The sequence below is a fragment of the Nonomuraea sp. NPDC001636 genome (genome assembly GCF_040298265.1).
GTDB lineage: Bacteria > Actinomycetota > Actinomycetes > Streptosporangiales > Streptosporangiaceae > Nonomuraea.
Genome location: NZ_JBEOZT010000040.1, coordinates 26,184 through 50,867 on the forward strand (window position 1 = coordinate 26,184; position 24,684 = coordinate 50,867).

Genomic DNA, 24,684 nt, shown 5'->3' on the forward strand with positions numbered 1-24,684 from the left:
AGTCAGCGCCTCCCCGTGGTGATGTTCAGGTCGAGCAGCGAGCTGGCGTCGTCCGGCGGACCGGGATCGGGACCGGCGCCGGTGCCGGAGGCGCCGGCCGGAACCGGGTCACGGGCGGGGTCACGGGCGGGGTCACGGGCCGGGTCACGGGCCGGGGCCGGGTCGCGTTCCAGCCACAGGCGCCTGCGCCGGAAGACCGGCGCGGGGGCGGGCTCGCGTGCCGGCCGCACGCCCGGCGGCGGCTCGCTCAGCACGAGGTGCGCGTTGGTGCCGCCGAGCCCGAACGAGCTCACGCCCGCGACCCTGGGCGAGGGCCAGTCCCGCGGCTCGGTGGCAGGCTCGAAGGGCGAGGCGGCGAAGTCGAAGCGCGGGTTGGGCCGCTCGCAGGACAACGTCGGCGGGATCCGCCCGTGCTCGACGGCCAGCGCCGCCTTGATCAACCCGGCGATCCCGGCCGCGCTGAGCGTGTGCCCGATGTTGGTCTTCACGCTGCCGATCGCGCACGTTCCCGGATCGCCGCCGCCCTCGGCGAACACCCGCGTCAGGGCGCGCAGCTCGATGGGGTCGCCGATCAGCGTGCCGGTGCCGTGCGCCTCGATCAGGCCGATCTCGCCCGGCGTGCGGCCGGCCGCCGCCAGAGCCCGGCGGACCACGTCGGCCTGGGCCTCGGGGTTGGGCGTGGTGACGCCCATCGTGCGGCCGTCGTTGTTCACCGCGACCGCCTCGATGACCGCGTGCACCCGGTCGCCGTCGGCCAGCGCCGCGCGCAACGGCTTGAGCAGGACGACCCCGCACCCCTCCCCCGGCACGAACCCGTCGGCGCGCTCGTCGAACGTGTGACACCGTCCGGTGGGCGACAGCGCCTTGGCCGCGCTGAGCTGGAGGTAGTCGTTCTCGTCCAGGAGCACCTCCACCCCGCCCGCCAGGGCGACCTCGGCCTCCCCGGCGAGCAGGCTCTGCGCGGCGAGCTGCACGCCGACCAGCGAGGAGGAGCAGGCGCTGTCCACGACGAGGTTGGGGCCGCGCAGGTCGAAGTGGTGGGCGACCCTGGCCGCGATGAAGTTCTGGTCCGAGGCCAGCCCGCCCGGCCGGACGCCGACCCGGCGCCCGTAGTCGGACATGCGGGCTCCGGCGAACACGCCGGCCCGGCGTCCGCGCAGCTCGGCGGGGTCGTAACCGGCGTCGGCCAGGCAGGCCGCGCAGCACTCCAGGAACATGCGGATGGCCGGGTCGAGGGCGCGGGCCTCGTCCTCACCCAGGCCGAAGTAGTCGTTGTCGAAGTCCTCGATGCCGTCGACGAAGCCGCCCCACTTGCTGATGCTGCGGCCGAGGGCCGGTTCGGGCGAGTACAGCTCGCGGTGGTCCCAGCGGGAGGCGGGCACCTCGCGCACGTCGCACCGGCCCTCGGTGAGGTTCCGCCAGAACGCGGCCACGTTCGGGGCGCCGGGGAACCGGCAGGCCATGCCGACGATCGCGATCCTGCGATCCTCGGCGACACCGCGAAGGGCCGGCTCGGGAGCGTCGGGGCGGTCGGTGTCCGGCTCCGGGGCGTCCGGGCGGGCGGCGTCCGGCTCGGGGAGGTCGAGGCGGTCGCGGAGTTGCTCCAGCGTCGGGTGGTCGAGCAGCAGCGACGGTTCCAGGCTCTCCCCGAGCCGTTCCTCGATGCGCTGCACCAGCTCGGCCAGCATCACCGACTCGACGCCGAGGTCCCCGAACTCCGCCGTCGGGTCCAGCGCGTCCACGGGGATGCCGATCGTCTCGGAGAACAGCACGGCCAGCCAGTCGGGCCCCTCAGCGGCCCGCGCCGGCTCGGGAGCCGGGCGGGCGGGGGCCGGGCGGCGGTCCGCCCGCTCGGGGAGCCGGATCAGCGCCGGGACGTCCACGGACACACCGGACGTACCGGACGGCGGGCACGGCAGCACGGTCGCGCCGCGCGGCAACCCGATCACCCGGTCCAGCACCCGCAGCCCCTCCCGATCGCCGAGGGACGCGAGCCCGACGGCCTCGCCGACGTTCGGCTTGCCGCGCGCCCCGCCGGACTCGTGCCACTGCGGCCAGTCGACCGACCGGAACTCGGTCCGCCCGGACCGCCGCCTGACCCCGGTGCAGTAGTCGAGGAAGGCGTTGGCGGCCGCGTAGTCGGCGACCCCGGCGGCCAGCGCGGGCACCGCGGCGCACACGGAGGAGAAGGTGACGAAGAAGGCCGGACGGTCCCCGGCGCACGCCTCGTCCAGCGCCTCCAGGAGGTCGGCCTTGGGCGCGAGCACGGCCCGCAGGTCGTCCTCGGACTTGTGGGCCAGCGACGGACGGCCCTGGCTGGAGCGTCCCGCGCAGTGGACGACGCCGCCGATCGGGCCCAGCTCGCGCCGCACGCCGTCCAGGAAGGCGGCCACCCCGGACGGCGGCCCGGTGTGCACGACCACCCGGGCGCCCGCGCGTTCCAGGTCGAGGACGGTGGCGACGGCCTCCTCGCCGGAGCCGTCCCACTGCTCGCGCGGCGGCAGCGGACGCGCGGCGAGCAGGGCGAGCCGGCGCGCGCCGCGATCGGCCAGGTGGCGGGCCACCAGCGCGCCCAGCCCCCTGGTGCCGCCGCTCACGACGTAGACGGCCGCGGGATCGAGCCGCGGCTCGGCGTACGGCGCGGACAACTCCCGCAGATCGGGACGGAACCGCTCGCCGTCGCGGTAACAGACCTCCCCGTACGGCTCGGCGGCCGCCCATTCGGCGCGGATCTGCGCGGCCGTTGGCCGGTCGCTGTCCAGCACGGTGGCCGTGACCGCCGGGTACTCGGCGGCGAGCATCCGGACGAACCCCGCCATCCGCGCCCCCGCCAGGCTCGGCGACGCGCCGCCGAGGTCCAGCAGGCCGCTCGTGACGTGCAGGCTCCGGAGCGGGCGACGCCGGGCCAGGGCCTCCCGCAGGAGGGCGAGCCGGTCCAGCTCGCCCGCCGGGTCGGCCTCGCCCAGGTCGCGCAGGTCGATCCAGCCGGTGAACTCCTCCGGGACGGGGTCGCCCGCGCCCACGGGCACGACCTGGTCGCCGAGCGAGCGCGCCAGCTCCTCGGAGGCGTCGCCGAACAGGCACACCACGGTCCCGCCGCCGAGCGTCCCGGGGTCATGGGGAGGCTGCCCGGACGGCGCCCAGGTCCGCTCGAAGAGCGGCGTCTCGCCGACGGCCGCTTCCCGCTCACCGAAGGCGCGCTCCCGCTCGACGGCGGCCGGTCCCGGCACGCCGGAAGCGGGCTCCCTGCCGCCAGAAGCGGTTTCCCGCTCGGCGGCGGCCGGTCCCGGGACGCCGGAGGCCGGTCCCGGGGCGCCGGAGGCGGGTTCGAACGGCCAGCAGCGCATCCGGTCGAACGGGTACGACGGCAGCCCCACCAGCCGCGCGCCCGGCGGCGGCGTCCAGTCCACGTGGCCGCCGTCCACCCAGTGCCGTCCCAGCTCCAGCAGGTCGCCGGGCCGTCCGGACAGCTGGTCGCCGGACCACCCGGACGGCGGGACGCCGGGACGGGTCCGGCCGCGCAGCACGTCGGCGGGCTCCGACCGGGCGAACCGGTCCAGCCGTTCGCACAGCTCGGCCACGTCCGCGACGACCAGGGCGAGCCGTTCGCGCAGCGGTTCGCGTCCGATGCGGAGGGTGTGGGCGACGTCGGCGAGGCTCTCGGGCGTCGCGCGCAGGTGTCCGGCCAGCCGGCCCGCCATGGCCCGCAGCCGCCGCTCGTCGTGGGCCGACAGCACGATCAGCTGCGGTCCGCCGCCGGGCGCGCCGGTCGAGGCGGGCATACCGGTCGCGGCAGGCGTGCCGGTCGAGGCGGGGGTACCGGTCGAGGTGGGCGGGGGCTCTTCGATCACTGCGTGGGCGATCGTCCCGCCGGCGCCGAACGAGCTGAGGCCCGCTCGCCGGGGCGCGCCGCCGGGTCCCTCGGGCCAGTCGGCCGCCTCGCGCTGCACGCGGAAGGGGATCTCGTCCCAGGCGATGTCCGGGTTGAGCTCGTCGGCGTGCAGGGAGGGCACGAGGCGCCGGTGCCGGAGCTGGAGCACGATCTTGGTGAGCCCGGCGATGCCGGCGCCCGACTCGACGTGCCCGAGGTTGGACTTGACCGACCCGATCGGGATGCTGCCCGGCGCTGCCCCCACCTGCCCGAACACCCGCATGAGGGCGTTGATCTCGATGGGGTCGCCGAGCGCGGTGCCCGCGCCGTGGCATTCCAGGTAGCCGATCCCGGCGGGGTCCACGCCCGCGTCGGCGAGCGCGCGGGCGACGAGCTCGCCCTCCTCGACGGGGCTCGGCACCACCCAGCCGTTCGTCCGGCCCGAGTGCACGACGGCGGTGCCCCTGATCACGGCGTGGATGCGGTCGCCGTCCGCCTTGGCCCTGGACAGCGGCTTGAGCAGGACGACCCCGGCGCCCTCGGCGGGCACGAAGCCGTCGCCGCCCGCCCCGAAGCTGTGGCAGCGCCGGTCACCGGCGGTGAGCCGCATGCGGGCGTGCTGGACGAACTTGTTCGGATGCAGGTTGAGGTTGACGCCGCCGGCGATCGCCAGCTCGCACTCCCCCTGGCGCAGCGACCGGACCGCGAGGTGCAGCGCGGCCAGCGACGACGAGCACATCGTGTCGACCGACATGCTGGGCCCCTTGAGGTCCAGGTGGTAGGAGACGCGGTTGGCCACGCCGCCGAGCGTCGCGCCGGTGTCCTGGGGCGTGCCGCTCAGGCTCTGCTCGACGCCGAAGAAGGGGTACTCGTTGTACATCACGCCCGCGTAGACGGCGACGTTCGAACCGTGCCGCTCGCGCAGGCGGGTGCGCGGGTAGCCGGCGTCCTCCAGGGCCTCCCAGGTGACCTCCAGGAAGACGCGCTCCTGCGGGTCCATGAGGGCCGCGTCGCGCGGGGTGATGCCGAACAGCAGCGGGTCGAAGTCGGTGACGCCGTCGAGGAAGCCGCCCCACATGAGGTCCACGGGCCAGCCGTCGCGCGTCCTGTCGGCGGGCACGCGGGAGAGCGAGTGCCGCCCGGCGGCCAGGTTCTCCCAGAACGTGCCCAGGTCGGGGGCGTCGGGGTAGCGCCCGGCGATCCCGATGACGGCGATCGCGCCGTCATCGGCGCTTTCCGTCCGGGCGGAGCGCGGTTCGGTCCGGTTCGTCGGGGGCGGGGCGGGGGTTCTGGCGGACAGGGCGGCGGCGACCCCGGCCAGGTCCTTGTGCTCGAAGAAGAGCGTGCGCGACCGCTCGCCCAGGTCGCGCTCCAGCCGCGCGTTGAGCTCCACGATCTGGGACGACGTCAGCCCGTACTGCTCCAGCGGCACCCGCGTCCCCAGCCGGTCGGCGTCGATGCCCGAGACCTCGGCGTAGACGCCCTTGAGGTAGTCCTCCATGTCCCCGGCGGCGGCCTCCGGCGCGACCGGCTCCGCCCGTTCGATCCAGTACGGCTCGGCCTCGAACGGGTAGGCGGGCAGCGCGACCCGTCCGGGCGGCTCCGGCCAGAACCGGGCCCAGTCGACGTCCTGACCGGCCACCCAGGCGGCCGCCGCCTCGGCCTCCCCGCCGCTCGGACGCCCGCCGGAGCCTGCGGCGAGCACGGACGGGTGCGTCCTGCCGGACGCGAACGCCGCCAGCCCCTCCCGCAGCCCGGCCGCGTCACGGCAGACGACGGCGAGCCGGTGCGCGAGGGCGGCGCGCCCGGTCTGGGTGGTGTAGGCCATCCGGCGCACGTCCCGCTCCCCGGCCTCGGCCAGGCGGCGGGCGGCGGTGACCAGCCGTTCCGGGGTCGCGGCGGAGACCAGGACGGCGTGCTCCCGGCCGTCCTCGGCCGAGCTGCCCGGGGTCTCCTCGGGAAGGGGCGCGCGGACGACGGCGTGGGCGTGCGTGCCGGTCGCCCCGAAGGCGTTGATCAGCGCCCGCCGCTCGCCGGTCCACGGCTGCGGCTGCTCCGGCACGGTGACCGCGTCGGTGGGCGGCTCGGCGAGCAGAGTGGGCGCCAGCCGTCCGTGCCGGAGCTGCAGCAGCACCTTGGCGAGCTGGGAGGCGCCGGACGCGGCTTCGAGATGGCCGATGTTCGGCTTGAGCGTGCCCGCCGCGACGGGCTCGGAGCGCTCGCCGAAGACCTCGGCCAGCGCCTCGGCCTCGGCCGCGTCGGCCAGGGCGGCGCCGGCCGCCGCGCACTCGACGTAGGAGACGTCCCCGGGCCCGGCGCCGGCCCGCTCCAGGGCGCGGCGCATGGACGCCGCCATGGCGTCGGCGCTCGGCGCGGTGAAGCGCCCGGTACGCCCGGTGTGCGCGACCCAGGTGGCCTCGACCACGCCGTGGACGGCGTCCCCCGCCCGGACGGCGTCCGCGACGGGCCGCAGCAGGAAGGAGCCGACGCCCTCGCCGACCGTCCAGCCGGGCCGGTCGGGGTCGAAGGCGGCGGCGCCGGCCTCCTCGGCCAGCAGGCCGAGCCCGGCCAGCAGCCCGGCGTGGTAGGGGTCGGCGAGCAGGTTGACGCCCGCGACCACGGCCGCGTCGCAGTCGCCCGTACGGATGGCCTGGGCGGCCAGGTGCAGGGCGGTCAGCGTGGACGAGCACGACGTGTCCACGGCGATGCTCGGCCCGGTGAAGCCGAAGAAGTACGAGACGCGGTTGACCATGTCGGACGCGGTCGCCGAGACCACGGCCGGCCCGCCCGCGCGCCAGGCGGCGGCCCCCGCGTGCTGGTAGTCGTGCCACATCGAGCCGACGAAGACGCCCACCCTGGGGGCGGTCGCGTGCAGGGAGTCAGGGGTGTGACCGGCGTGCTCCAGGCACTCCCAGACACTGTGCAGCAGGAGCCGGAGCTGCGGGTCGAGCGTCGCGGCCTCCTTCGGCGAGACGTGGAAGAGCAGGCTGTCGAAGCGGTCGATGTGCTCCAGGTAGCCGCCGGGACGCTCGCCTCTCGGGCTCGGGCCCAGGCTGCGGGTGCCGGTGCTGAGGTTGCGCCAGAAGCCGTCCAGGTCGTCGGCCCCGGGGTAGCGGCCGGCCATGCCGATCACGGCGAGCCCGGCCGCCCGCTCCTCGGGCCGGGCGGGCTCGGTGCGGAGGGCCGGTTCCGTCTCCGGGGTGGAGAGCGCGGGGGTGGAGAGCGCGGGGGCGGAGAGCACCGGCGTGGCGAACACGGGGGTGGCGTCGCCGGTCGCGTACTCGGCGGGGCCGCCCAGGAACGCCTGGAGGAAGCGGTGGCCGTCGTCCAGGTCGAACTGGTCGCGCACCTGGTCGAAGGCGACCTCGCCGATGGGGCAGAGCCCGATGCCGCAGGCCGCCTGGCCGGTCATCAGGAGCTGGCCGAGGTAGCCCGCCTCCAGGGTCAGGTAGCGCAGGCTCTGCTCGCCGTACAGGGGCTCGATGCCCTTGGTCTGGCCGATCAGGTAGAGGCTGAAGCCGGCGCGGTCGTACAGGTCGCGGTTGTAGACGAAGTGGGCCGTACGGTCGAGCTCGGGGCGGCCGTTCACGAGCTGGAGCGCGTGCTCGACCGGGTTGTAGTAGTAGATCCCCTCGGCGACGCCGCCGATCGCGCCCTTGGTGACGTGCAGGTACGCCTGCACGGCGTAGGTGTCCCCGGCCGACGGGTACAGGTGGCGCGCGCGGTCGCCGAGCCGCCGTTCGCGCAGCAGCCCGAGCAGCCGGCACAACGACCGGTACGGCAGCGCGCCGGGCGCGAAGTCGCGCACGCTGGCCCGCCAGGCGAAGTGCTCCTCGGGCACGTCCAGGCGGTCGAGGCGGATGAGGCTGGCGTCGGGCTCCAGCGGGCGCAGGTTCCAGCGGCCCGCCTTGAACGCCTCCCGGTCCTCGGGCGAGAAGAAGTCGACCTCCCCCGGCCCGTCCGCCTCGGCGTCGGCCCGCACAGGCTGCTCAACGGGCTTCTCGGTGGCGGGCTTCTTCGGCGCGGGCTCGTCGGCGGGGGCGCCGACGACGGTGGCGATGCCGGTGACGGTCGGGTTCTCCAGCAGCAGCGCCACCGGCACCCGCCTGCCGTACCGCTTCCGCAGCGCCTTGGAGACCTGGACCATGGTGAAGGAGGTGACGCCCTGGTCCCACAGGTCCTGATCGGGATCGACCTCCTCGACCCCGATCAGCTCGGCGAACAGCTCGGCGATCTCCGTCACCGTCCGCCCCGCCACCTCGGGCGCGGGCTCCGGCTCGGGCTCGGGCTCGGGCTCGGGGGCGCGGTCGGTGAGCGGCCACGGGAGGGCGTCCCGGTCCAGCTTGCCGTTGGCGGTGGCCGGGAACGTGCTGACGAACGCCACGTGGTTGGGCACCATGTACGCCGGCAGCGTCCCGGCCGCGTGCGCCCGCAGCTCCCCCACGTCCGGCTCCGCGCCCTCGGCCATCACGTACGCGACCAGCTTCCGCTCCCCCGACCGGTCGTCGCGGGCCAGGACGACGACGTCCCGCACGCCCGGATGCTGCCGCAGCCGGTGCTCGATCTCGCCCAGCTCCACCCGGAACCCGCGGATCTTCACCTGGTTGTCGGCCCGCCCGAGGAACGTGATGTTCCCGTCGGGCAGCAGCGCGGCCCGGTCGCCGGTCAGGTACATGCGCCCGCCCGCGAACGGGTCCGGCACGAACCGCTCGGCGGTCAGCTCGGGCTGGTTGCGGTAGCCGAGGCTCAGGCACCTGCCGCCGATGTACAGGTCGCCCTCCTCGCCTTCGGGGCAGGGCCGCCGGTCCTCGTCGAGGATGTGGTAGAGGGCGTCGTCGATCGGCCGCCCGTACGGGATGCTCCGCCACGACGGGTCGATCTCGCCCACCTCGAACCAGTTCGACCAGACGGTGGCCTCGGTGGCGCCGCCCAGGCTGACCACCCGCGCCCGCGGGAAGGTCGCGCGCACGGCGTCCGGCAGCGGCAGCGGCGTGTAGTCGCCGCTGAGGAAGACCAGCCGCAGGTCGCCGGTGCCCTCCCCGCCCTGCCGCTCGGCCAGCAGCGGGGCGAGCTGGTTGAGCGTGGTGGGCGCGGAGTTCCAGAACGTGATCGGCTCGTCGATGAGCACGTCCAGCAGCAGTTCGGGGTCGCGCTGCTGGCCCTCGTCGGCGATGTAGAGCGAGGCGCCCCGGCCGAGCAGGCCGAAGATGTCGAACACCGACAGGTCGAAGCCGAGCGAGGTGACGCACAGCCCGACGTCGGAGGCGTCGAAGTCGAAGGTGCGGTAGCACCAGTCGAGCAGGTTGAGCAGCGGCCGGTGGCTGACCTCGACGCCCTTGGGCTTGCCGGTGCTGCCCGAGGTGAAGATCACGTACGCGAGGTCGTCCACGGTGCCGGCGAGGGGCGGGTCGCCGCGGTCGTCGCCGCCGGCGTCCAGCTCGACGGCGCGCACGCCCTCGGGCACGGCCCAGCCGGGCGTCTGCGCGCAGGTCAGCACGATCCCGGCGGCGGCGTCGTCCAGCATGACGGCGGCCCGCTCGTCCGGCAGGGACGGCTCCACCGGCAGGTAGGCGCCGCCCGCCTTGTGTATCCCGAGGACGGCGGCCACCATGTCGGGCCCGCGGCACAGGCGCACGGCGACCACCGTCCCCGGCCCCACGTCCAGCTCCTTCAGCCGCCAGGCGACGGCGTTGGCACGCCGGTTCAGCTCCCCGTACGTCATGGTGCCGCCGGCGTGCCGCAGCGCGACCGCGTCGGGACGGGCGGCGGCCTGCCGCTCGAACAGCCGGTGCGCGGGGCGCAGCCGGTCCTCGAAGGCCGCGAACAGCTCGGCGAGGTCGGGGAACTCCGGCGCCAGCGCGTCCCAGTGGTAGTGCAGCCGGTCGCCCTCCCGGATGACGATGCAGTCGAGCGCGACGTCCGGGGTGTAGGTCATCCAGGGCCCGGCCTCGACGCCGTCCGGCAGGGGGTGGTCGGTCAGGTCGAGGGTGCTGGTGTAGACGACGGGGAAGGCGTAGGCGCGGCGGCGGCGCTCCTTCATGACGTGGCCGCGCAGCGTGGCCAGGCCTGTCAGGGCGCCGTTCGCGGCGTCGGCGGCGATCCGGTCGGGGTAGGACTCCGCGTCGGTGACCCAGCTCAGGGCGGTGTGCTCGCCGGGACGCCGCGGCTCGGACTCGGCGGTCCAGCGCACCACGGACACGCTGAAGGGGTCGGCGAAGCGCCCGCGCAGCGCGCCGGCCAGGGCGGCGAAGACGGTCTCGTCGGACACCGCGGCGACGCTGCCGCTCAGCCGGACGCGGCGCGCGGGCGTCGTGGCCAGCTCAGGCCCCGGCGGCAGGTCGCGGAACCGCTCGTCCCAATAGCCCCCTTCGTGCGGACGTTCCAGGGCGGCCGGGGCCTCGGCGGGCGGCCGCGGCTCGGTGGCCGGGTCGGCGTACAGCCTGAACAGCTCGCGCAGCACGATGTGGATGCTCCGGCCGTCCAGCACGGCGAGGTCGACGGCCGCGTGCACCGTCTCGCCGCTGACCCGCAGCTCCCAGTGCGGCCAGCGGCCCAGCGGGAACGCCCGCCCGGCCATCTCCGCGGCCGTCTCGCCGGGCTCGGCGTCGGGGATGTCGGGTATGTGCCAGTTCTCCGGCGCGTGCGGCCTGACCCGCAGCGTCCCGTCGTAGGTGACCTCCGAGCGCAGCGCGTCGTGCGCGGCCACCAGGCGCAGCCAGGCTCGTTCGAGCCGGTCCCGGTCCAGGTCGCGGACGTGGAAGCTGTGGTGGACCTGGCAGCCGTCGTACGGGTGCGAGCCGCCCGCGCGGGCCACGTAGTACGCCTTCTGCAGCTCGTTGAGCGGCCGGATCTCCTCCTCGCCGGTGTCGGCGGCCAGGGCGCGCAGCGCGTTGGTGAAGCGGGCGAACATAGTCTCCGGCTCGCCGGGTGCGAAGCAGCCGGGCACCAGGTCCCAGCGCACCCGCAGCTCGCCGTCGTGCTCCCACATCTGGTGGTCGAGCGCGACGCCGGAGGTCTGGCTCAGCGCGTACGTCACCGGCGGCACGGCCTCGTCCGGCCGGGCGTCCAGCAGGCTGGTGAAGACGACGGGCAGCGCCGTGCGCTCGCGCAGCTCCCGCATGACGGTCACGCCGGGGACGCCCGCGTGGCCGAGGTCGCGCCACAACCGCCGGTGCACCTCCTGGACCGCCTCCGGGAGCGGCTCGCCGAGCGTGCTCTCGGCGGCGAACACGGCGGTGCCGGTGAACGGCCCGACCACCTCGTCCACCTCGCGCGGCAGCCAGGCCCGGCCGGTCGTGGTCACGGCCAGGGAGCAGTCCTCGCTCCTGCCGACCGTCTCGGCGAACAGGGTCAGCACCAGGGCGGTCGGCGAGACGTCCAGCTCGGCGGCCCTGGCGCGCAGGGCGCCCCACTGGGCGGCGGTCAGCGAGCCGGTCAGCGCGGAGCGCGGCGACCCGTCGGGCACGCCGGCTGCGGGGCCGGGCGGCAGGTCGGCCAGGCGTTCCCGCCAGTAGTCCAGGTCCTCCTGGTGGCGGGGGCCGCCCCGCCGGGCGTCCAGCGCCAGCAGGCAGTCGCGGACGGACAGGCCGCTCTCCTCCAGCTCGTGGCCGGGGTCGCGGTAGCAGCGCCACCAGTCGCGCAGCAGCACGTCGAGCCCGCGGCCGTCGGTCACGCTGGCGTCGATGCCGAAGTGCACGGTCCCGGGCGTGGTGACCTCGACGGCGAACGGCGGCCAGACGCCGGGCTCGTAACGCCGGTGCGCGAGGCGTTCGCGGGCGCCGGGCTGGTCCACCGGCAGGTCCCAGGAGGGGGCCCGCTCCAGGATCCGCTGGGTGCCGTCCTCGCCCAGCTCCAGGCGCAGGGCGTCGTGGTGGTCGACGACGCGCTGCCAGGCCGCGCGCAGGCGGCCGGGGTCCACGCCGGGCACCTCGAATTCGCGGTAGACCTGGCAGCCGACCGGGTCGGGGGTGGCGTCCTCGTCCGCGCCCATGACGTACGCCTGTTGCAGGGGCGTCAGGGGGAACGGCTCGTGCCGGTCGCCGGGGGCCGGGCTGATCTCGGCCGCGGTCACGGGGATGTCGTGCTCGGCCGTCCCGGCCAGCTCGGCGATCCGCGCGGCCAGCTCGGCCGGCGTCGCGCAGCCGCCCAGCCGCTCGACGGGGAGGTCCAGCGAGAACTCCCGCTGGATCTCGAACCACACCCGTACCGCGGAGATCGAGTCGAGTCCGCTGTCCTTGAGTGAAGCGTCGGGGGTCAGCTCCGCACCGCCGGGCAGCACCTCGGCCAGCAGGCGGATGACCGTCTCCGTCACGCGCTCGTCGTGCTCCATGGGCCTCCTCCCTCACTGCGACGCTAGTGAGGACGGCGCGCGCTGCCTGCTCAAGACTGAGCAGGCAGCGCAAGGCGATCGGCCGTAACTTTCTGACCATGCCTGGTTCCTGGATAGCGGGCGGCGAGCCCAGAGCCGACGCCCGCATCAGACTGTTCTGCTTCGCGCACGCGGGAGGCGGGTCGGCGCTGTTCCGCAAATGGGACGACCACCTGTCGCCGGACGTCGACGTCTGCCCGGTGGTGCTGCCGGGGCGCGAGTCACGCCTGCGCGAGCGGCCCTACAACCGCATGGAGCAGCTCGCAGGGCCGCTGTCGGAGGCCATCGAGCCGTACACCGACCGGCCGTTCGCGCTGTTCGGGCACAGCATGGGGGCCGTGGTGGCCTGGGAGACGGCCCGCCGCCTCCCGCCCGCGGTGCTGTTCGTGTCCGGACGCCGCGCGCCGCACCTGCCCACCCGCCGCCGCCGCTTCACCGACCTGTCGGAGGACGAGCTGCTGAGCGAGCTGGGCAAGCTGAACGGCACGCCGTCGGAGGTGATGGACCAGCGCAGCCTGCTGGAGGTGTTCCTGCCGGGCCTGCGCGCCGACTTCGAGCTGAACGAGTCGTACACGCCGCTGCCCGGCCCGCGTCCGGAGTGCCCGATCTCGGCGCTGACCGGCGACGCCGACCCGGAGGTGGACCCGGACGAGATCAGCGCCTGGGCCGAGGCCGCCGGCGGCGGTTTCACGCTGCGCGTGTTCGACGGCGACCACTTCTACCTCAAGGGCCCGCGGCCCGAGGTGCTGACGGCGGTCCAGGAGGACCTGAACCGCCATCTCCTCAACGTCTAACCGTCCTTGGACAGGTCGCGCAGCCGGGCTTCGAGCAGCCCGGCGGCGGCCTCCATCAGCCGGTCGGCGATGACGTCCACGTGCCTGGCCCGCCAGTCGGCCAGCTCCGTGCCCGCCACCCACCGGTTGAACGCGCCCATCGCCGGCCCGCAGTGGACCTGGTAGTCCACCTGCCGCCCGGCCTCGCCGCGCAGCGCCAGCCTGATCGTGTGCACGAAGTACCAGCGGAAGACGAGCGCCATCCGGTGCTTGGGGTCGCGCTCGGCGCGGGCCAGCTCGGCCGGCCGGCGCGCGGCCAGGAACGCCCGGGTCTCCTCCCACACCTCCTCGAAGGAGCGGCGGAAGAACTTGTCCTGGATCGTCCGCCTGGTCCGCTCGTCGATCTCCTCCAGCGAGCCGTACTGGCGGTAGAGCTGGTACAGCTTGTTGGCGCGGGCCGGGAACAGCGTGCCCTTCCTGGCGACCTGCACCTGCGCGCCCATCTCGAACATGTCGCCGGCCGGGGCGTAGGCGGTGTCCTGCACGTCGAGCCCGGCCAGCAGGTCCTTGACGGCATCGGACGTCCCGGCCTGCGGGGTGCACTGGTTGACGCTGCCGGTGACGATGAAGTCGGCGCCGAGCACGAACGCCGCGGCGGCCGCCTCCGGCGCGCCGATGCCGCCGGACGCCCCGACCCTGATGCGCCGGGCGTAGCCGTGGGCGGCCATCTCCTCGTCGCGCAGCCGCAGGATCGCCGGCATCAGCGCGTACGGCGAGCGCCCGTCGGTGTGCCCGGCCGAGTCGGCCTCGACGCAGACGTCCGCGCTGACCGGCAGCTCGGCGGCGACCTCAGCCTCGGCCGCGCTGAGCGCCCCCTCCCGGACGAGCCGGTCAAGGACGGCCTGCGGGGCGGGCCGCATGAACGCGGCGGCGACCTCGGGCCTGGAGACCTTGGCCACCACGTGCCGGACGGCGACCGGACGCCCGGCCGGGTCGCGGTGCGCGCCGCTGCAGCGGTAGCGGACGAGGGGCGCGGTGATGTGCGGGTAGGCGGCGGCCTCGACGTACCGCACGTCGCGGCGGAGCAGCAGGTCGACCGTCTCGCGCTCCAGGCCCTCCTCGTCGAAGCCGTAGAGCAGGTTCACGCCGTAGGCGCCGTCCGGGCCGAGGGCGGACTGGACGGTGTCGAGCGCGTCGGAGATCTGGTCCAGGGTGAGGCCGCCCGCGCCGAGGAAGCCCATCAGCCCGGCCCGGCCCATCCTGATCACGAGCTCGGCCGAGGCGATGCCCTTGAACATCGACCCGGCCAGGTAGGCGTGGCGGACGCGGTAGTCGGCGCGGAACTCGGCCGAGCCGAGCGCGATCCCGGCCTCCCGGGAGGCGGGTGCCTCGACCGGCTTCCGGGCGGCGGGCTGCTCGACCGGCTTCTGAGCGGCAGGCGGCTCGGGCGGGTGGCGGCGGGTGACCGTCCACAGTTTGGTGAGCACGTCGCCGGGGCCGATCTCCTCCAGCTCGGACACGCCCTGGTCCATCAGGTAGCGCAGGCCGTCCACCCAGCGCACCGGGTTGCAGATCTGGCGGCGCAGCAGCTCGGCCGCCTCGCCGGCCCGGTACGGGCGTCCGGTCACGTTGGAGATGACGGGCACCCGCGGCTCCTCGATGCGGACGCCCTCCAGCGCCTCGGCGAAGGCGTCGGCGGCCGGTTCCATGTAGCGCGAGTGCGAGGGCACGCTCACGCTCAGCGGCACCCACTTGCCGGGGCCGCCGCGGCTGAGCGCGTCCAGCTCGTCCTTGGGCCCGGCCAGGACGACCTGTTCCGGGGAGTTGTAGTTGGCGATGTCGACGCCGGTGCCCGCCACCAGCTCCTCCAGCTGTTCACGGTCGGCGCCGAGCACCGCCGCCATGGCGCCGCCGCCCGCCGCGGACATCAGCTCGCCGCGCCGCCTGACCAGGCCGAGCGCGGTCTCGAAGTCGAAGCAGCCGGCCGCGAACAGCGCCGCGTACTCGCCCAGGCTGTGCCCGGCCAGGTAGTCGGGCCGGCCGCCGTCCTCCTGCCGGGCGAGGAAGCTCAGCGCGTTGACCGTGAACAGGGCGGGCTGCACGTAGCGGGTCTCCCGCAGCCGCCTGGGGTCGTCGCACAGCTCGGCGACGGAGTAGCCGAGGATCTCGTCGGCGCGGGCGCACAGGTCGGGGTACCGCTCCAGGACGCCCGCGCCCATGCCCTTGCGCTGCGACCCCTGCCCGGGGAAAACCCACACGACGGACATCAGGCGCGTTCCTCTCTAGCGTTCCCAGGGGAATCTCTTCTCGGTCGCGTAGTCGACGAGCCTGCGGCGCACCTCGGGGCTGGACATGAGCCGGCCGAACTCCTTGACCGCCACCTGCTCGGTCTCGTCCGACAGGATCCACAGCTCGCGGAAGTAGCGCTTCATGTCCGTGACGATCGACCGGTCCAGCTTGGTCAGCCGGTAGGCCAGCCGCCGCACGAGCGCCTCCGGGTCGTCCGACACCTCGTCCACCAGGTGGAAGGCGGCGGCCTCTGCGGCGCTCACCGGCTGGGTGCTCAGCGTCATCGCGTACGCCTTCTGAAAGCCCGTGCGCCGGATCAGGAACGGCAGCACGCAGCACGGCAGCAGCCCCCACAGCGCCTCGGGGAGGCTGAAGGTGCTGCGCCCGCTGGCGAAGACGAAGTCGCTGGCCGCGGCCAGGCCGACGCCGCCGCCGGCCACCCGGCCGTCCACCCGGGCCACCACCGTCACGGGCGTCTCGGTGAAGCGGCGCAGCAGGCCGTAGAAGGCCCGGCCGCCGTCGGCGACGTCGCTGCCGGCCGCCTCCTCCAGGTCCATGCCGGTGCAGAAGACGCCGTCGCCGCCCTCCAGCAGCAGGATGCGGCAGCCGGGCGCGCGCTCGGCCGCGTCCAGGGCGGCGCCCAGCTCGTCGATGGCGCGGTCGTCGATCGTGCGGCCGCGCAGCCGGTGCCGCAGGGTCGCCGAGGTCAGCTCCATCTGTACTCCCGGTGGAAGTCCGCGATGCGGTCCAGCACCAGCAGGCCGCGACCGCCGAAGGCGTCCTCGTACAGGTCGCCGTACGGTTTGGGGTCGAGCACGGCGTCCCGCACCCCGAAGGCGCGGTCGGCGCTCAGCTCGGTCAGCGCGTCCAGCTCCTCGACGCCGATCTCGCGCCGCTCGTCCAGCGCCCGGCCGATGCCGCTGCGCCCCTGGGCCGGGATCACGCCGCTGTAGAACTCCGACGCGCAGCCCGACCCGTACGAGAACAGCCCCGCCCGTTTCGGCGCGTCGAACGCGCCGTGGTCGATGAGCGAGCACAGCGCCAGGTAGAGCGCGGCCGAGTAGGTGTTGCCCACCCGCACGCCGTAGGCCAGGGACGGCGCGACCCGGGCCGCGAAGTCGGCCTCGATCTCCCGCGCCCCCATGCCCTTGAGCTTGCGCAGCAACATCCGGTGCGCGCCCTTCACCATCCCGGCGAACGGCGTGTGCAGCGCCAGGTAGTCGAAGGTGTCCACGATGTCGGCCCCGGCCACCCGCCGCCCGTAGGCCGCGAAGCACTCCTCGGCGCAGCGCATGTACGCCAGCAGCGACAGGTCCGGATCGACCGCGTCGGTGTCGTGGCGCGGCCGGGCCGTGTCCATCACCTCGAAGGTGTGGTAGCCGCTGGCGCCGGGGTCGAGCCGCAGCACCCGCGCGTCCTCGCCGACCAGCATCGCCACCGCCCCGGCGCCCTCGGAGGGCTCCCAGTAGGTGGACTTGGCGGTGCCGCTGGCCGCGTCCGTGGCGATGGCCAGCGCCTTCACGCCGGGGATCGGGCTCGCGCCGACGACGGCGGCGGCGCACTGCAGCGCGGCCGTCCCGCCGTAGCAGGCGTGCTTGACCTCGAACGAGCGGCACGCCGGGTTCAGCCCGAGGTGGTGGTGGATGTAGGTGCTGATCGGCTTGCCGAAGTCGAGCCCCGACTCGGTGCCGACCACCAGCAGCTCGATCCGGTCCTTCTCCTCCGGGGCGAGCGCGTCCAGCAGCGGGCGGGCGGCGTTGACCGCGTTGGTGACCGGGTCCTCGCAGGGCAGGTTGACCGAGCGCTGCTCCATCATCAGGTTGCCGAAGCGGTTCACGTCCAGGCCGCGCGCGTCGAACAGCGCGCGGACGTCCGTGTACGCCCTGCCGACGTACGCGTTGATCGCCTCGATCCCGAGAGCCATGGCCTAGGGCACCATCAGGACGTCGTGGATGCTGGTCGGCACGAACAGCCGGTCCCACTGCCCGCCGCCGTGCCGTTCCGGGACCCGTTCCACGTCGTAGACCTCCTTGCGCATGCCCTCGCCGCGGTCCACCTCCTGCACGGCCTGGTAGTCGTCCAGCTCGCGCAGGTGGATGAGGGCGTGCAGGCGGTCCTGCCGGCCCCACGTCTGCTCGTAGATGAAGGCGGTGGCGCGGCCTTCGAGGTTGGCGTTGAGATAGCGGGACCAGTCGTAGAGGAACTGCCGTCCCTCCTCGCGCAGCTCGTAGCGCGCGTCGGCGGTGCGCAGCACGATCGCGCCGGCGGTCGCCGAGTTGAGCTGCTCCCGCTGCGTGGTCTGGTACGTCGCGGGCGGCACGAACGTGCCGGGCACGTCGTGCACGTCGTCGGTGAACCCGTGCTGCGGGCACATGACGGTCTCCTGGAGACTGCCGTGGACGAACATCTTCTCCCAGTTGCCGCCGCCCTTCTTGGGCAGCCGGTCCTTGAGCGAGATCTGCTGGAACGCCTCGTCGTGGTCCACCATCTCGATGAGCTTGCTGTACTTCTCGGGGGACTTCATGTGCACGAACCAGTGCAGCCGCTCGCGTACGCCGAAGACCTCCTCGTAGCAGAAGGTCGTGGCGACGCCGGCCTGGGCGCGGTTCATGTAGTCGAGCAGGTCCACGCTGAAGTCGCGGCCCTCGCGGGCCATGCCGTACTCCAGCATCCCCACGCGGTGGATGATCAGGCCCGCGTTGCCCGAGTGCAGCAACTGGTCGGGGGGCAGGGTGGTCTGATACTGCGCCGGCTTGGTCATGCCCCGAATGTCGCCCACGGGGGCGGGAAGCTCCGCTCAATATTGAGCAGGCCCCCGGCGTGCCCGTCGCGGGCGGGCTCAATATTGAGCAGCAGGACGGCGGCCCGATCGGCCTAGCCTCTCCTGTGCCTGACATGCCTCTGGGAGCCCACGAACTGCTGGTCTTCATGCTGCAGCTGGGCCTGCTCCTCGGTCTCGCCGTCCTGCTGGGCCGGCTGGCCGTGCGCCTGCGCATGCCCGCCATCGTCGGCGAGCTGACCGTGGGCGTGCTGCTCGGCCCGTCGCTGCTGGGCCATCTCGCCCCCGCCCTGAAGTTCACCCAGCTCCACCTGCTGGACGCGGTGGGCCAGGTCGGCGTCCTGCTGCTGGTCGCCATCACCGGCGTCCAGCTCGACTTCGGCCTGGTCCGCCGGCGCGGCGCGACGGCCGTCAAGGTGAGCGTCGCCGGTCTGGTGGTGCCGCTGGGGCTCGGCGTGGCCGCCGGTTTCCTGCTGCCCGCCTCGCTGCTCGTCGAGGGCACCAGCGTGACGGTCTTCGCGCTGTTCCTGGGCGTGGCGACGTGCGTCAGCGCCATCCCGGTGATCGCCAAGACGCTGACGGACATGAAGCTGCTGCACCGCGACGTCGGCCAGCTCTGCCTGACCGCGGGGATGGTGGACGACGCGTTCGGCTGGTTCATGCTCTCGGTCGTCTCGGCCATGGCGACCACCGGCGTGCGCACCGGGCAGATCGTGTTGTCGCTGGTCTACCTGGCCGCGCTGGTGCCGTTCGCGCTGTGGGTGGGCCGGCCGCTGGTCCGCTGGACGATGCGGGCGGCCACCCGCTCGGACGAGCCGGGCCCGGCCGTGGCCGCCGCCGTGGTGCTGGTGCTGCTGGCCGCCGCCGGCACGCACGCGCTCGGCCTGGAGGCCATCCTGGGCGCGTTCGTCTGCGGCGCGCTGATCGGGCGGTCCGGCCACGCCGACGCCGCGTGGCTGGCCCCGCTGCGCACGATCGTCCTCAGCGTGCTGGCTCCCCTGTTCTTCGCGACGGCCGGCCTGCGCATGGACCTCACGCTGCTGGCCAGGCCGGACGTGCTGGCGGCGGCCGGGGTCGTGCTGGGGGTGGCGATCGTCGGCAAGTTCCTGGGCGCGTACCTGGGGGCGCTGCTGAGCCGGATGGGCGCGTGGGAGGCGTTCGCGCTGGGGGCGGGCATGAACGCGCGCGGCGTCATCGAGGTGATCGTGGCGATGGTCGGGCTGCGCATCGGCATCATCGACACGGCGATGTACACGATCGTGATCGTCGTCGCTATCGTCACCTCGCTCATGGCGCCGCCGATCCTGCGCGTCGCGATGAGACGCGTCGAGCTCACCGCCGAGGAACGCCTGCGCCGGGCCGAGCACGAGCAGCTGGTCGAGCCCGGCCGCCGCGGCTGACCTATCGGGGGACGACGATCGCCGTGGCCAGCAGCCCGGGGGCGGCCGTCCAGCGGCCCGCGAACTCCGCCAGCGGCGCGTCCGGCGGCAGCAGCCTGGCGCGGAAGCGGCCGTCGAGGGAGAAGGCGAGTGAGCCGTCGTGGAAGCCCAGCCACTCGCCGGTCAGCGGGAACCACGCCTTGTAGACCGACTCCTTGGCGCTGAACAGCAGCCGGTCCCAGCAGGTGCCGGGCCGCAGGTCGCGCAGCTCGCGGACCATCGCGGCCTCCTCGGGCCGGGCCACCATGCGGAAGACGCCTTCGGGGAGCGGTTCGTGCGGTTCGGCGTCGATGCCGATGCTGCGCACGTCGCCGGCGGCGGCCACGGCCGCCGCGCGGAACCCGGCGCAGTGCGTCATGCTGCCCACCGCGCCCGCCGGCCAGCGCGGCGCGCCGCGCCGGCCGGGGACGATGGGCGCGGGTGGGATGCCGAGGGCCGCCAGCGCCTCGCGGGCGCAGTGGCGGACGGTGGCGAACTCGCGCCGGCGTTTGGCGACCGCCTTCCTGACGGCGTGCCGCTCCTCGGGGAACAGCCGCACGCCGGGCGGGTCGCCGTACGCGGTGGAGACGGCGACGTTGTCCGGGACGAGCGTCTCGATCATCGGCTGTCCCTCCTCCTGGGCCGGCGGGTGCCCTTCCGTCTACCCACGGGCCGCCGTCGTCACCGCTCGCCGGTGAGCGGTTCGAGGACGAGGACGGGGATCCGGCGCTCGGTCCTGGCCTGGTAGTCGGCGTAGTCGGGGTAGGCCGCCACCGCCCGCCGCCACCAGGCGTCCTTCTCCTCCCCCGACACCTCGCGCGCCCGGTACACGCCGGTCGCCGCGCCGTCCTGGAGCTCGACGACGGGCTCGGCGAGCACGCCGGCGTACCACTGCGGGTTGACCGGCGCGCCGCCCAGGGACGCGACGGCCGCGTAGCGCCCCTCGTGCTCGACCCGCATGACCGGCGTCCTGCGCAGTTTGCCGGTCTTCGCGCCCCGGTAGGTCATCAGCACGACGGGCCGGTCCTTGATCGTGACGCCGTCGGTCGTGCCGGTGCGCATGATCTGCTCGACGTGCTCGCGGACCCAGTCCGACGTGCTGGGCTCGTACTCGCCGGTCAGTGCTTGCCCGGCCCGCCGCGCCTCCGCCGGGCCGGGCCGCCGGCCGGGGCGTTTGTCGACGTTGTCGGTGAGGGTGTTGAGCAGGGCGGGCAGCCCGGCCACCGTCTCGGCCGGCAGCCCGGCCACGGTCTCCTCGGCCAGGTCGACCCAGAGCCGCTTCACCTGGTCGGCCAGGGCCCGGCCGCTGTCGGTGAGCTCGACCACGCTGGCCCGCTTGTCGGACGGCGCCGGCGTGCGGCGGATGTGGCCGGACGCCTCCAGCTTGCGGGTCATGAGCGTCACGCTGGGCGGCTCGCACCCGAGCGCCTCGCTGAGCTGCGCCTGGATCCTCGGCCCGGTGCGGGCGAGTTCGAGCAGGAGCGCCTCCTGCCCGGGATGCAGGCCGAGGGGGGCCAGCAGGGCGGCGGCCCTGGCCCGGTGGCGCAGGCTCAGCAGGCGGATCGCCTGGTTGACGGCGTCGGCTTGCGCGAAGTCCATGATCGCTCCTTGACGGAAATTAGTTATCTGCATAATAGTTATCCGCGTAACCAAATCCTACACGGCCGGGGCACGGCCCGCAGGAGCCGGGATCCTCCCTGACGCGGCGCACGCACGCCGCGCGTCCACGGCGAAGCAGACAAGAACGGAAGAACCCATGACGAGCATCGGCGCCGCCGCCCGGCGGGCCACCCCACGGACCGTCCCGTCCTGGCTGATCCTGGCGCTGGCCTGCGCCGGCCAGTTCATGGTCATCCTGGACGCCTCCATCGTGAACGTCGCCCTCCCCGCCGTCCGCGCGGAGCTCGGCTTCACCCCCACCGGGCTCGCCTGGGTGGTGAACGGCTACCTGCTCGCCTTCGCCGGCTTCATGCTGCTGGGCGGCCGGGCCGCCGACCTGTTCGGCCCGCGCCGGACGCTGGTCGCCGGGCTGCTGCTGTTCTCCGCCGCCAGCCTGGCCGCCGGCCTGGCCACCGCGGCGGAGGTCCTGGTCGCGGCGCGCGTGGCACAGGGCGCCGGAGCCGCCATGACGGCCCCCGCCACGCTGGCCGTGATCAACACGTACTTCACCGAGCCGGGCGCGCGTGCCAGGGCGTTCGGCGCCTGGTCGTCCGCGGGCGGCGTCGGCGGGCTGATCGGCGCGGTGGCCGGCGGCGCCATCACCACCGGCCTGTCGTGGCGCTGGGTCTTCCTGATCAACGTGCCGGTCGGCGCGCTGCTGATCGCCGTGGCCCTCGCGGCGCTGGTCCCCGTGCGCGGCGCGCGGCGCGAGCCGCTCGACCTGGCCGGCGCGGTCACCGGAACCGCCGGCCTGGCGGCGCTGGTGTACGGGGTCATGCAGAGCGCCGACCACGCCTGGTCGTCCGGCCGGGTGCTCGTGCCGGTGCTCGCCGGCCTGCTGCTGCTCGCCGTCTTCGTCGTGGTCGAGGCGCGCTTCGCCGGGCGGCCCATGCTGCCCCTGCGGCTGCTCCGGATCCGGGGCGTGGCCGTCGGGAACGGCATGCTGCTGCTGTTCGGCGGGATCACCATCGCGATGTGGTACTTCACGTCGCTGTTCCTGCAGAACGTCCTGGGCTTCAGCGCGCTGCTCGCGGGGCTCGGGCAGACGCCCGCGGCGGTGGCGTTCATGCTGGTCGCCCGGACGTCCGCCGCGCTGCTGCCGCGGGCCGGGGCGCGGGCGCTTACGCTCGGCGGCGGCGCGCTCTTCGCGGCCGGGTTCGGCTGGCTGTCCCTGGCCCAGGCCGGCAGCGGCTACCTCACCGGTGTCCTCGGGCCCACGCTGCTCGTCGCGGCCGGCATCGGGCTGACCTTCCCCACCCTCATGGCCGCGGCGACCGCCGAGGCGCCCGAAGGCGCGGCGGGCGTCGTCGGGGGCCTGGCCAACACCACCAGCCAGGTGGGCTCGTCGATCGGCCTGGCGGTCCTCGCGACGGCCGCCGGCACGGCGGGCTCCCCCGAAGCCCTCGCCGACGGCTACGGCCTGGTCTTCCTCATCGCGGCCGGGCTCGGCCTGGCCCTCGCGGCGGGCGGCTTCCTGCTGCCGCGCCGCGCCTGACCCACCCCTTCCACCAAGGAGATCTCCATGTCCATCGCCTTCGATCCGATCGCCGTGGGCGGCACGAAGCTGGCCAACCGGGTCGTCATGGCCCCGATGACCCGCAGCCGCGCCCGCGACGGGCTGGTGACGAGCCTGACGGCCCGGTACTACGCCCAGCGCGCCTCCGCCGGGCTGATCGTCACGGAGGGCGTCCAGCCGTCGGTGCTCGGCCAGGGCTATCCCTTCACGCCCGGCCTGCACAGCGCCGCGCAGGTCGCCGCCTGGCGCGAGGTCACCGGCGCGGTGCACGCGGCGGGCGGCAGGATCTTCGCCCAGCTCCTGCACACCGGCCGGATCGGCCATCCGGTGCTGCTGCCCGAGGGGGCGGTCCCGGTCGCGCCGTCGCCGGTGGCCGCGCGCGGGCGGCTGTTCACCCCCGACGGCGTCAAGGAGTTCGTCACCCCGCGCGAGCTGACGGAGCCCGAGATCGAGCGGACCGTCGCCGACTTCGCGAACGCCGCCCGCAACGCCGTCGAGGCCGGTTTCGACGGCGTGGAGCTGCACGGCGCCAACGGCTACCTGATCCACCAGTTCCTCGCCCCCGGCACCAACCGGCGCACCGACGGCTGGGGCGGCTCGGCGGCCGGGCACGCCCGGTTCGCCGTGGCGGTCGTCTCCGCCGTGGCCGGCGCGATCGGCGGCGACCGCACCGCGTTGCGGATCTCCCCCGGGATGCCGAACAACGACATGCACGAGCCCGACCCGCGGCCGGTCTACGAGGAGCTGCTGGGCCGGACGTCCGGGCTGGGGCTGGCGTACCTGCACGTCATGGAGGCCGCCGACCGGGAGCTGACGCGCGCCCTGCGGCGGCTCTTCCCCGGCCCGCTCGTCCTGAACCCGCACACCGGCGACCGCCCGACCGGCCCGGAGGAGCTCGCGCTGATCGAGGACGGCACCGCGGACCTGATCGCCTTCGGCCGGCTCTTCCTCGCCAACCCCGACCTGCCCCGCCGTCTGGCGACCGGCGCGCCGCTCAACGCCCCGGACCCGGCCACCTTCTACGGCGGCGACGCCGCGGGCTACACCGACTACCCGGCCCTGCCCTGACCGGCCGGCCGCGGGCCGCGGACCCGATCAGGCGACGCCATCCTTTTTGATCTTCAAGGATGCGGCCGGCCGGAATTTCGGTCGGCCGATAAAGCGGCCTCCTTGCGGAGAAGACGGTCGGAGGCGATGTCAAGGAAGGTCCGCGCGTCACGCCCCGGCGGCGATCGGCCCGGACCCGCGCGAACAGGACGCCACCAGCCCCGATGCCCGCCTCCGGCCGCCGTAGTCACCGAAATGTGATCAGCGCCCTTTTCCCGCGCATTCTTCGTCCCGTGCGTGATTCAGTGGAAAACAATTCCACGGCGAATTCAGGGCGGGCGGATCGCCGGAAATTCGCCTCCGACCGCCCGTCATTCGAATGCATCGGGAAAATCACATTGTCCGATCGATTGCGGCTCGGAATTCAGCAGATGGGGCCGCGGAACCGTCATGGAACGATCCATATGCGGGAGGCCGCCGGAGCTGCCGGCATCGGCGGATGACCCGAGAGGTGGAATCCATGAGCGAGCCCGCGATCCGGCCCAACGAGACGACGGTTCCGGTGCTGCCCTGTCCTTCCCCCGAGCAGACCCTGGAGTTCTTCGAGGCGCTGGGGTTCACCGTCACCCACCGGCAGACCCGGCCCTACGTCTATCTGGCGATGCGCTGGAGCGGGTTCGACCTGCATTTCGGCCCCGCGCCGCAGGACTTCGACCCCGCCCGGGAGGCGACCGGGGCGTGCCTGGTCCTGGTCGACGCCGTGGCGCCGTACCACGCCGCGCTGGTCGCGGCCATGCGCCGGGCCTACGGCAAGGTGCTGAGCTCGGGCCTGCCGCGGCGCCGAGCTCACCCCCGACGACCGGCGGCGCGTCGAGTCCGAGCTCGGCCACCTCGCCGGCCTGCGCGAATGGCTCGGGCCCAGCTGACGGCCGGAGGACCTGCGGCAAGCTCCCCGGGCCGGGGA

At 74.4% G+C, this 24,684-nt stretch carries 11 protein-coding genes and 1 pseudogene; 5 read left to right on the forward strand and 7 right to left on the reverse strand.

Annotated features, from left to right (window positions below; all coding sequences use genetic code 11):
• Positions 1–2: 2 nt before the first annotated feature.
• Complete coding sequence (locus ABT158_RS45785) at positions 3–12,200, reverse strand: amino acid adenylation domain-containing protein (RefSeq protein WP_352364818.1); 12,198 nt, start codon at positions 12,198–12,200, stop codon at positions 3–5.
• Between the two features lie 98 nt (positions 12,201–12,298).
• On the opposite strand from ABT158_RS45785, the gene ABT158_RS45790 reads away from it, so the two are divergent.
• Positions 12,299–13,033 (forward strand): thioesterase II family protein, encoded by a 735-nt coding sequence (locus ABT158_RS45790; RefSeq protein ID WP_352364820.1) that lies wholly within the window; start codon positions 12,299–12,301, stop codon positions 13,031–13,033.
• Here the strand turns inward: ABT158_RS45790 and fabD are convergent.
• From fabD to ABT158_RS45810, 4 genes are read right to left on the reverse strand one after another with little or no spacing between them, the layout of a single operon-like run.
• The gene (fabD, locus tag ABT158_RS45795) at positions 13,030–15,279 is read right to left on the reverse strand and encodes an ACP S-malonyltransferase (RefSeq protein ID WP_352364822.1); all 2,250 of its coding nucleotides are present in this window, start codon (positions 15,277–15,279) and stop codon (positions 13,030–13,032) included. The genes ABT158_RS45790 and fabD overlap by 4 nt on opposite strands.
• Before the next feature lie 15 nt (positions 15,280–15,294).
• Complete coding sequence (locus tag ABT158_RS45800) at positions 15,295–16,017, reverse strand: enoyl-CoA hydratase-related protein (RefSeq protein WP_352364824.1); 723 nt, start codon at positions 16,015–16,017, stop codon at positions 15,295–15,297.
• A complete protein-coding gene (locus ABT158_RS45805; RefSeq protein WP_352364826.1) occupies positions 16,008–17,225 on the reverse strand; it encodes a hydroxymethylglutaryl-CoA synthase family protein in 1,218 nt (405 codons plus the stop codon). Before ABT158_RS45805 ends, ABT158_RS45800 begins: the two co-directional genes overlap by 10 nt.
• A 3-nt stretch (positions 17,226–17,228) precedes the next feature.
• The gene (locus ABT158_RS45810; RefSeq protein ID WP_352364828.1) at positions 17,229–18,062 is read right to left on the reverse strand and encodes a DUF6039 family protein; all 834 of its coding nucleotides are present in this window, start codon (positions 18,060–18,062) and stop codon (positions 17,229–17,231) included.
• A 134-nt stretch (positions 18,063–18,196) separates the two neighbouring features.
• Here ABT158_RS45810 and ABT158_RS45815 point away from each other — a divergent pair, with 134 nt between their 5' ends.
• Positions 18,197–19,480 (forward strand): cation:proton antiporter, encoded by a 1,284-nt coding sequence (locus tag ABT158_RS45815; protein WP_352364830.1) that lies wholly within the window; start codon positions 18,197–18,199, stop codon positions 19,478–19,480.
• Position 19,481: 1 nt separating this feature from the next.
• On the opposite strand, the gene ABT158_RS45820 is transcribed toward ABT158_RS45815, so the two are convergent.
• On the reverse strand, positions 19,482–20,120 hold the full coding sequence (locus tag ABT158_RS45820) for a 4'-phosphopantetheinyl transferase family protein (RefSeq protein WP_352364832.1): 639 nt from the start codon (positions 20,118–20,120) through the stop codon (positions 19,482–19,484).
• Between the two features lie 59 nt (positions 20,121–20,179).
• Positions 20,180–21,097: a nitroreductase/quinone reductase family protein gene (locus tag ABT158_RS45825; RefSeq protein WP_352364834.1), complete on the reverse strand. Its 918-nt coding sequence runs from the start codon at positions 21,095–21,097 to the stop codon at positions 20,180–20,182.
• A gap of 157 nt (positions 21,098–21,254) precedes the next feature.
• Here ABT158_RS45825 and ABT158_RS45830 point away from each other — a divergent pair, with 157 nt between their 5' ends.
• The 3 genes and pseudogenes from ABT158_RS45830 to ABT158_RS51370 all read left to right on the forward strand — a co-directional run.
• Positions 21,255–22,652 carry an MFS transporter gene (locus ABT158_RS45830; protein WP_352364836.1) on the forward strand — a complete coding sequence of 466 codons (1,398 nt, stop codon included), beginning with the start codon at positions 21,255–21,257 and terminating at the stop codon, positions 22,650–22,652.
• Between the two features lie 27 nt (positions 22,653–22,679).
• A complete protein-coding gene (locus tag ABT158_RS45835; protein ID WP_352364838.1) occupies positions 22,680–23,741 on the forward strand; it encodes an alkene reductase in 1,062 nt (353 codons plus the stop codon).
• A 499-nt stretch (positions 23,742–24,240) separates the two neighbouring features.
• Positions 24,241–24,552: pseudogene (locus ABT158_RS51370) on the forward strand (DUF8817 family protein); the annotation flags it as partial.
• Positions 24,553–24,684 lie beyond the last annotated feature (132 nt).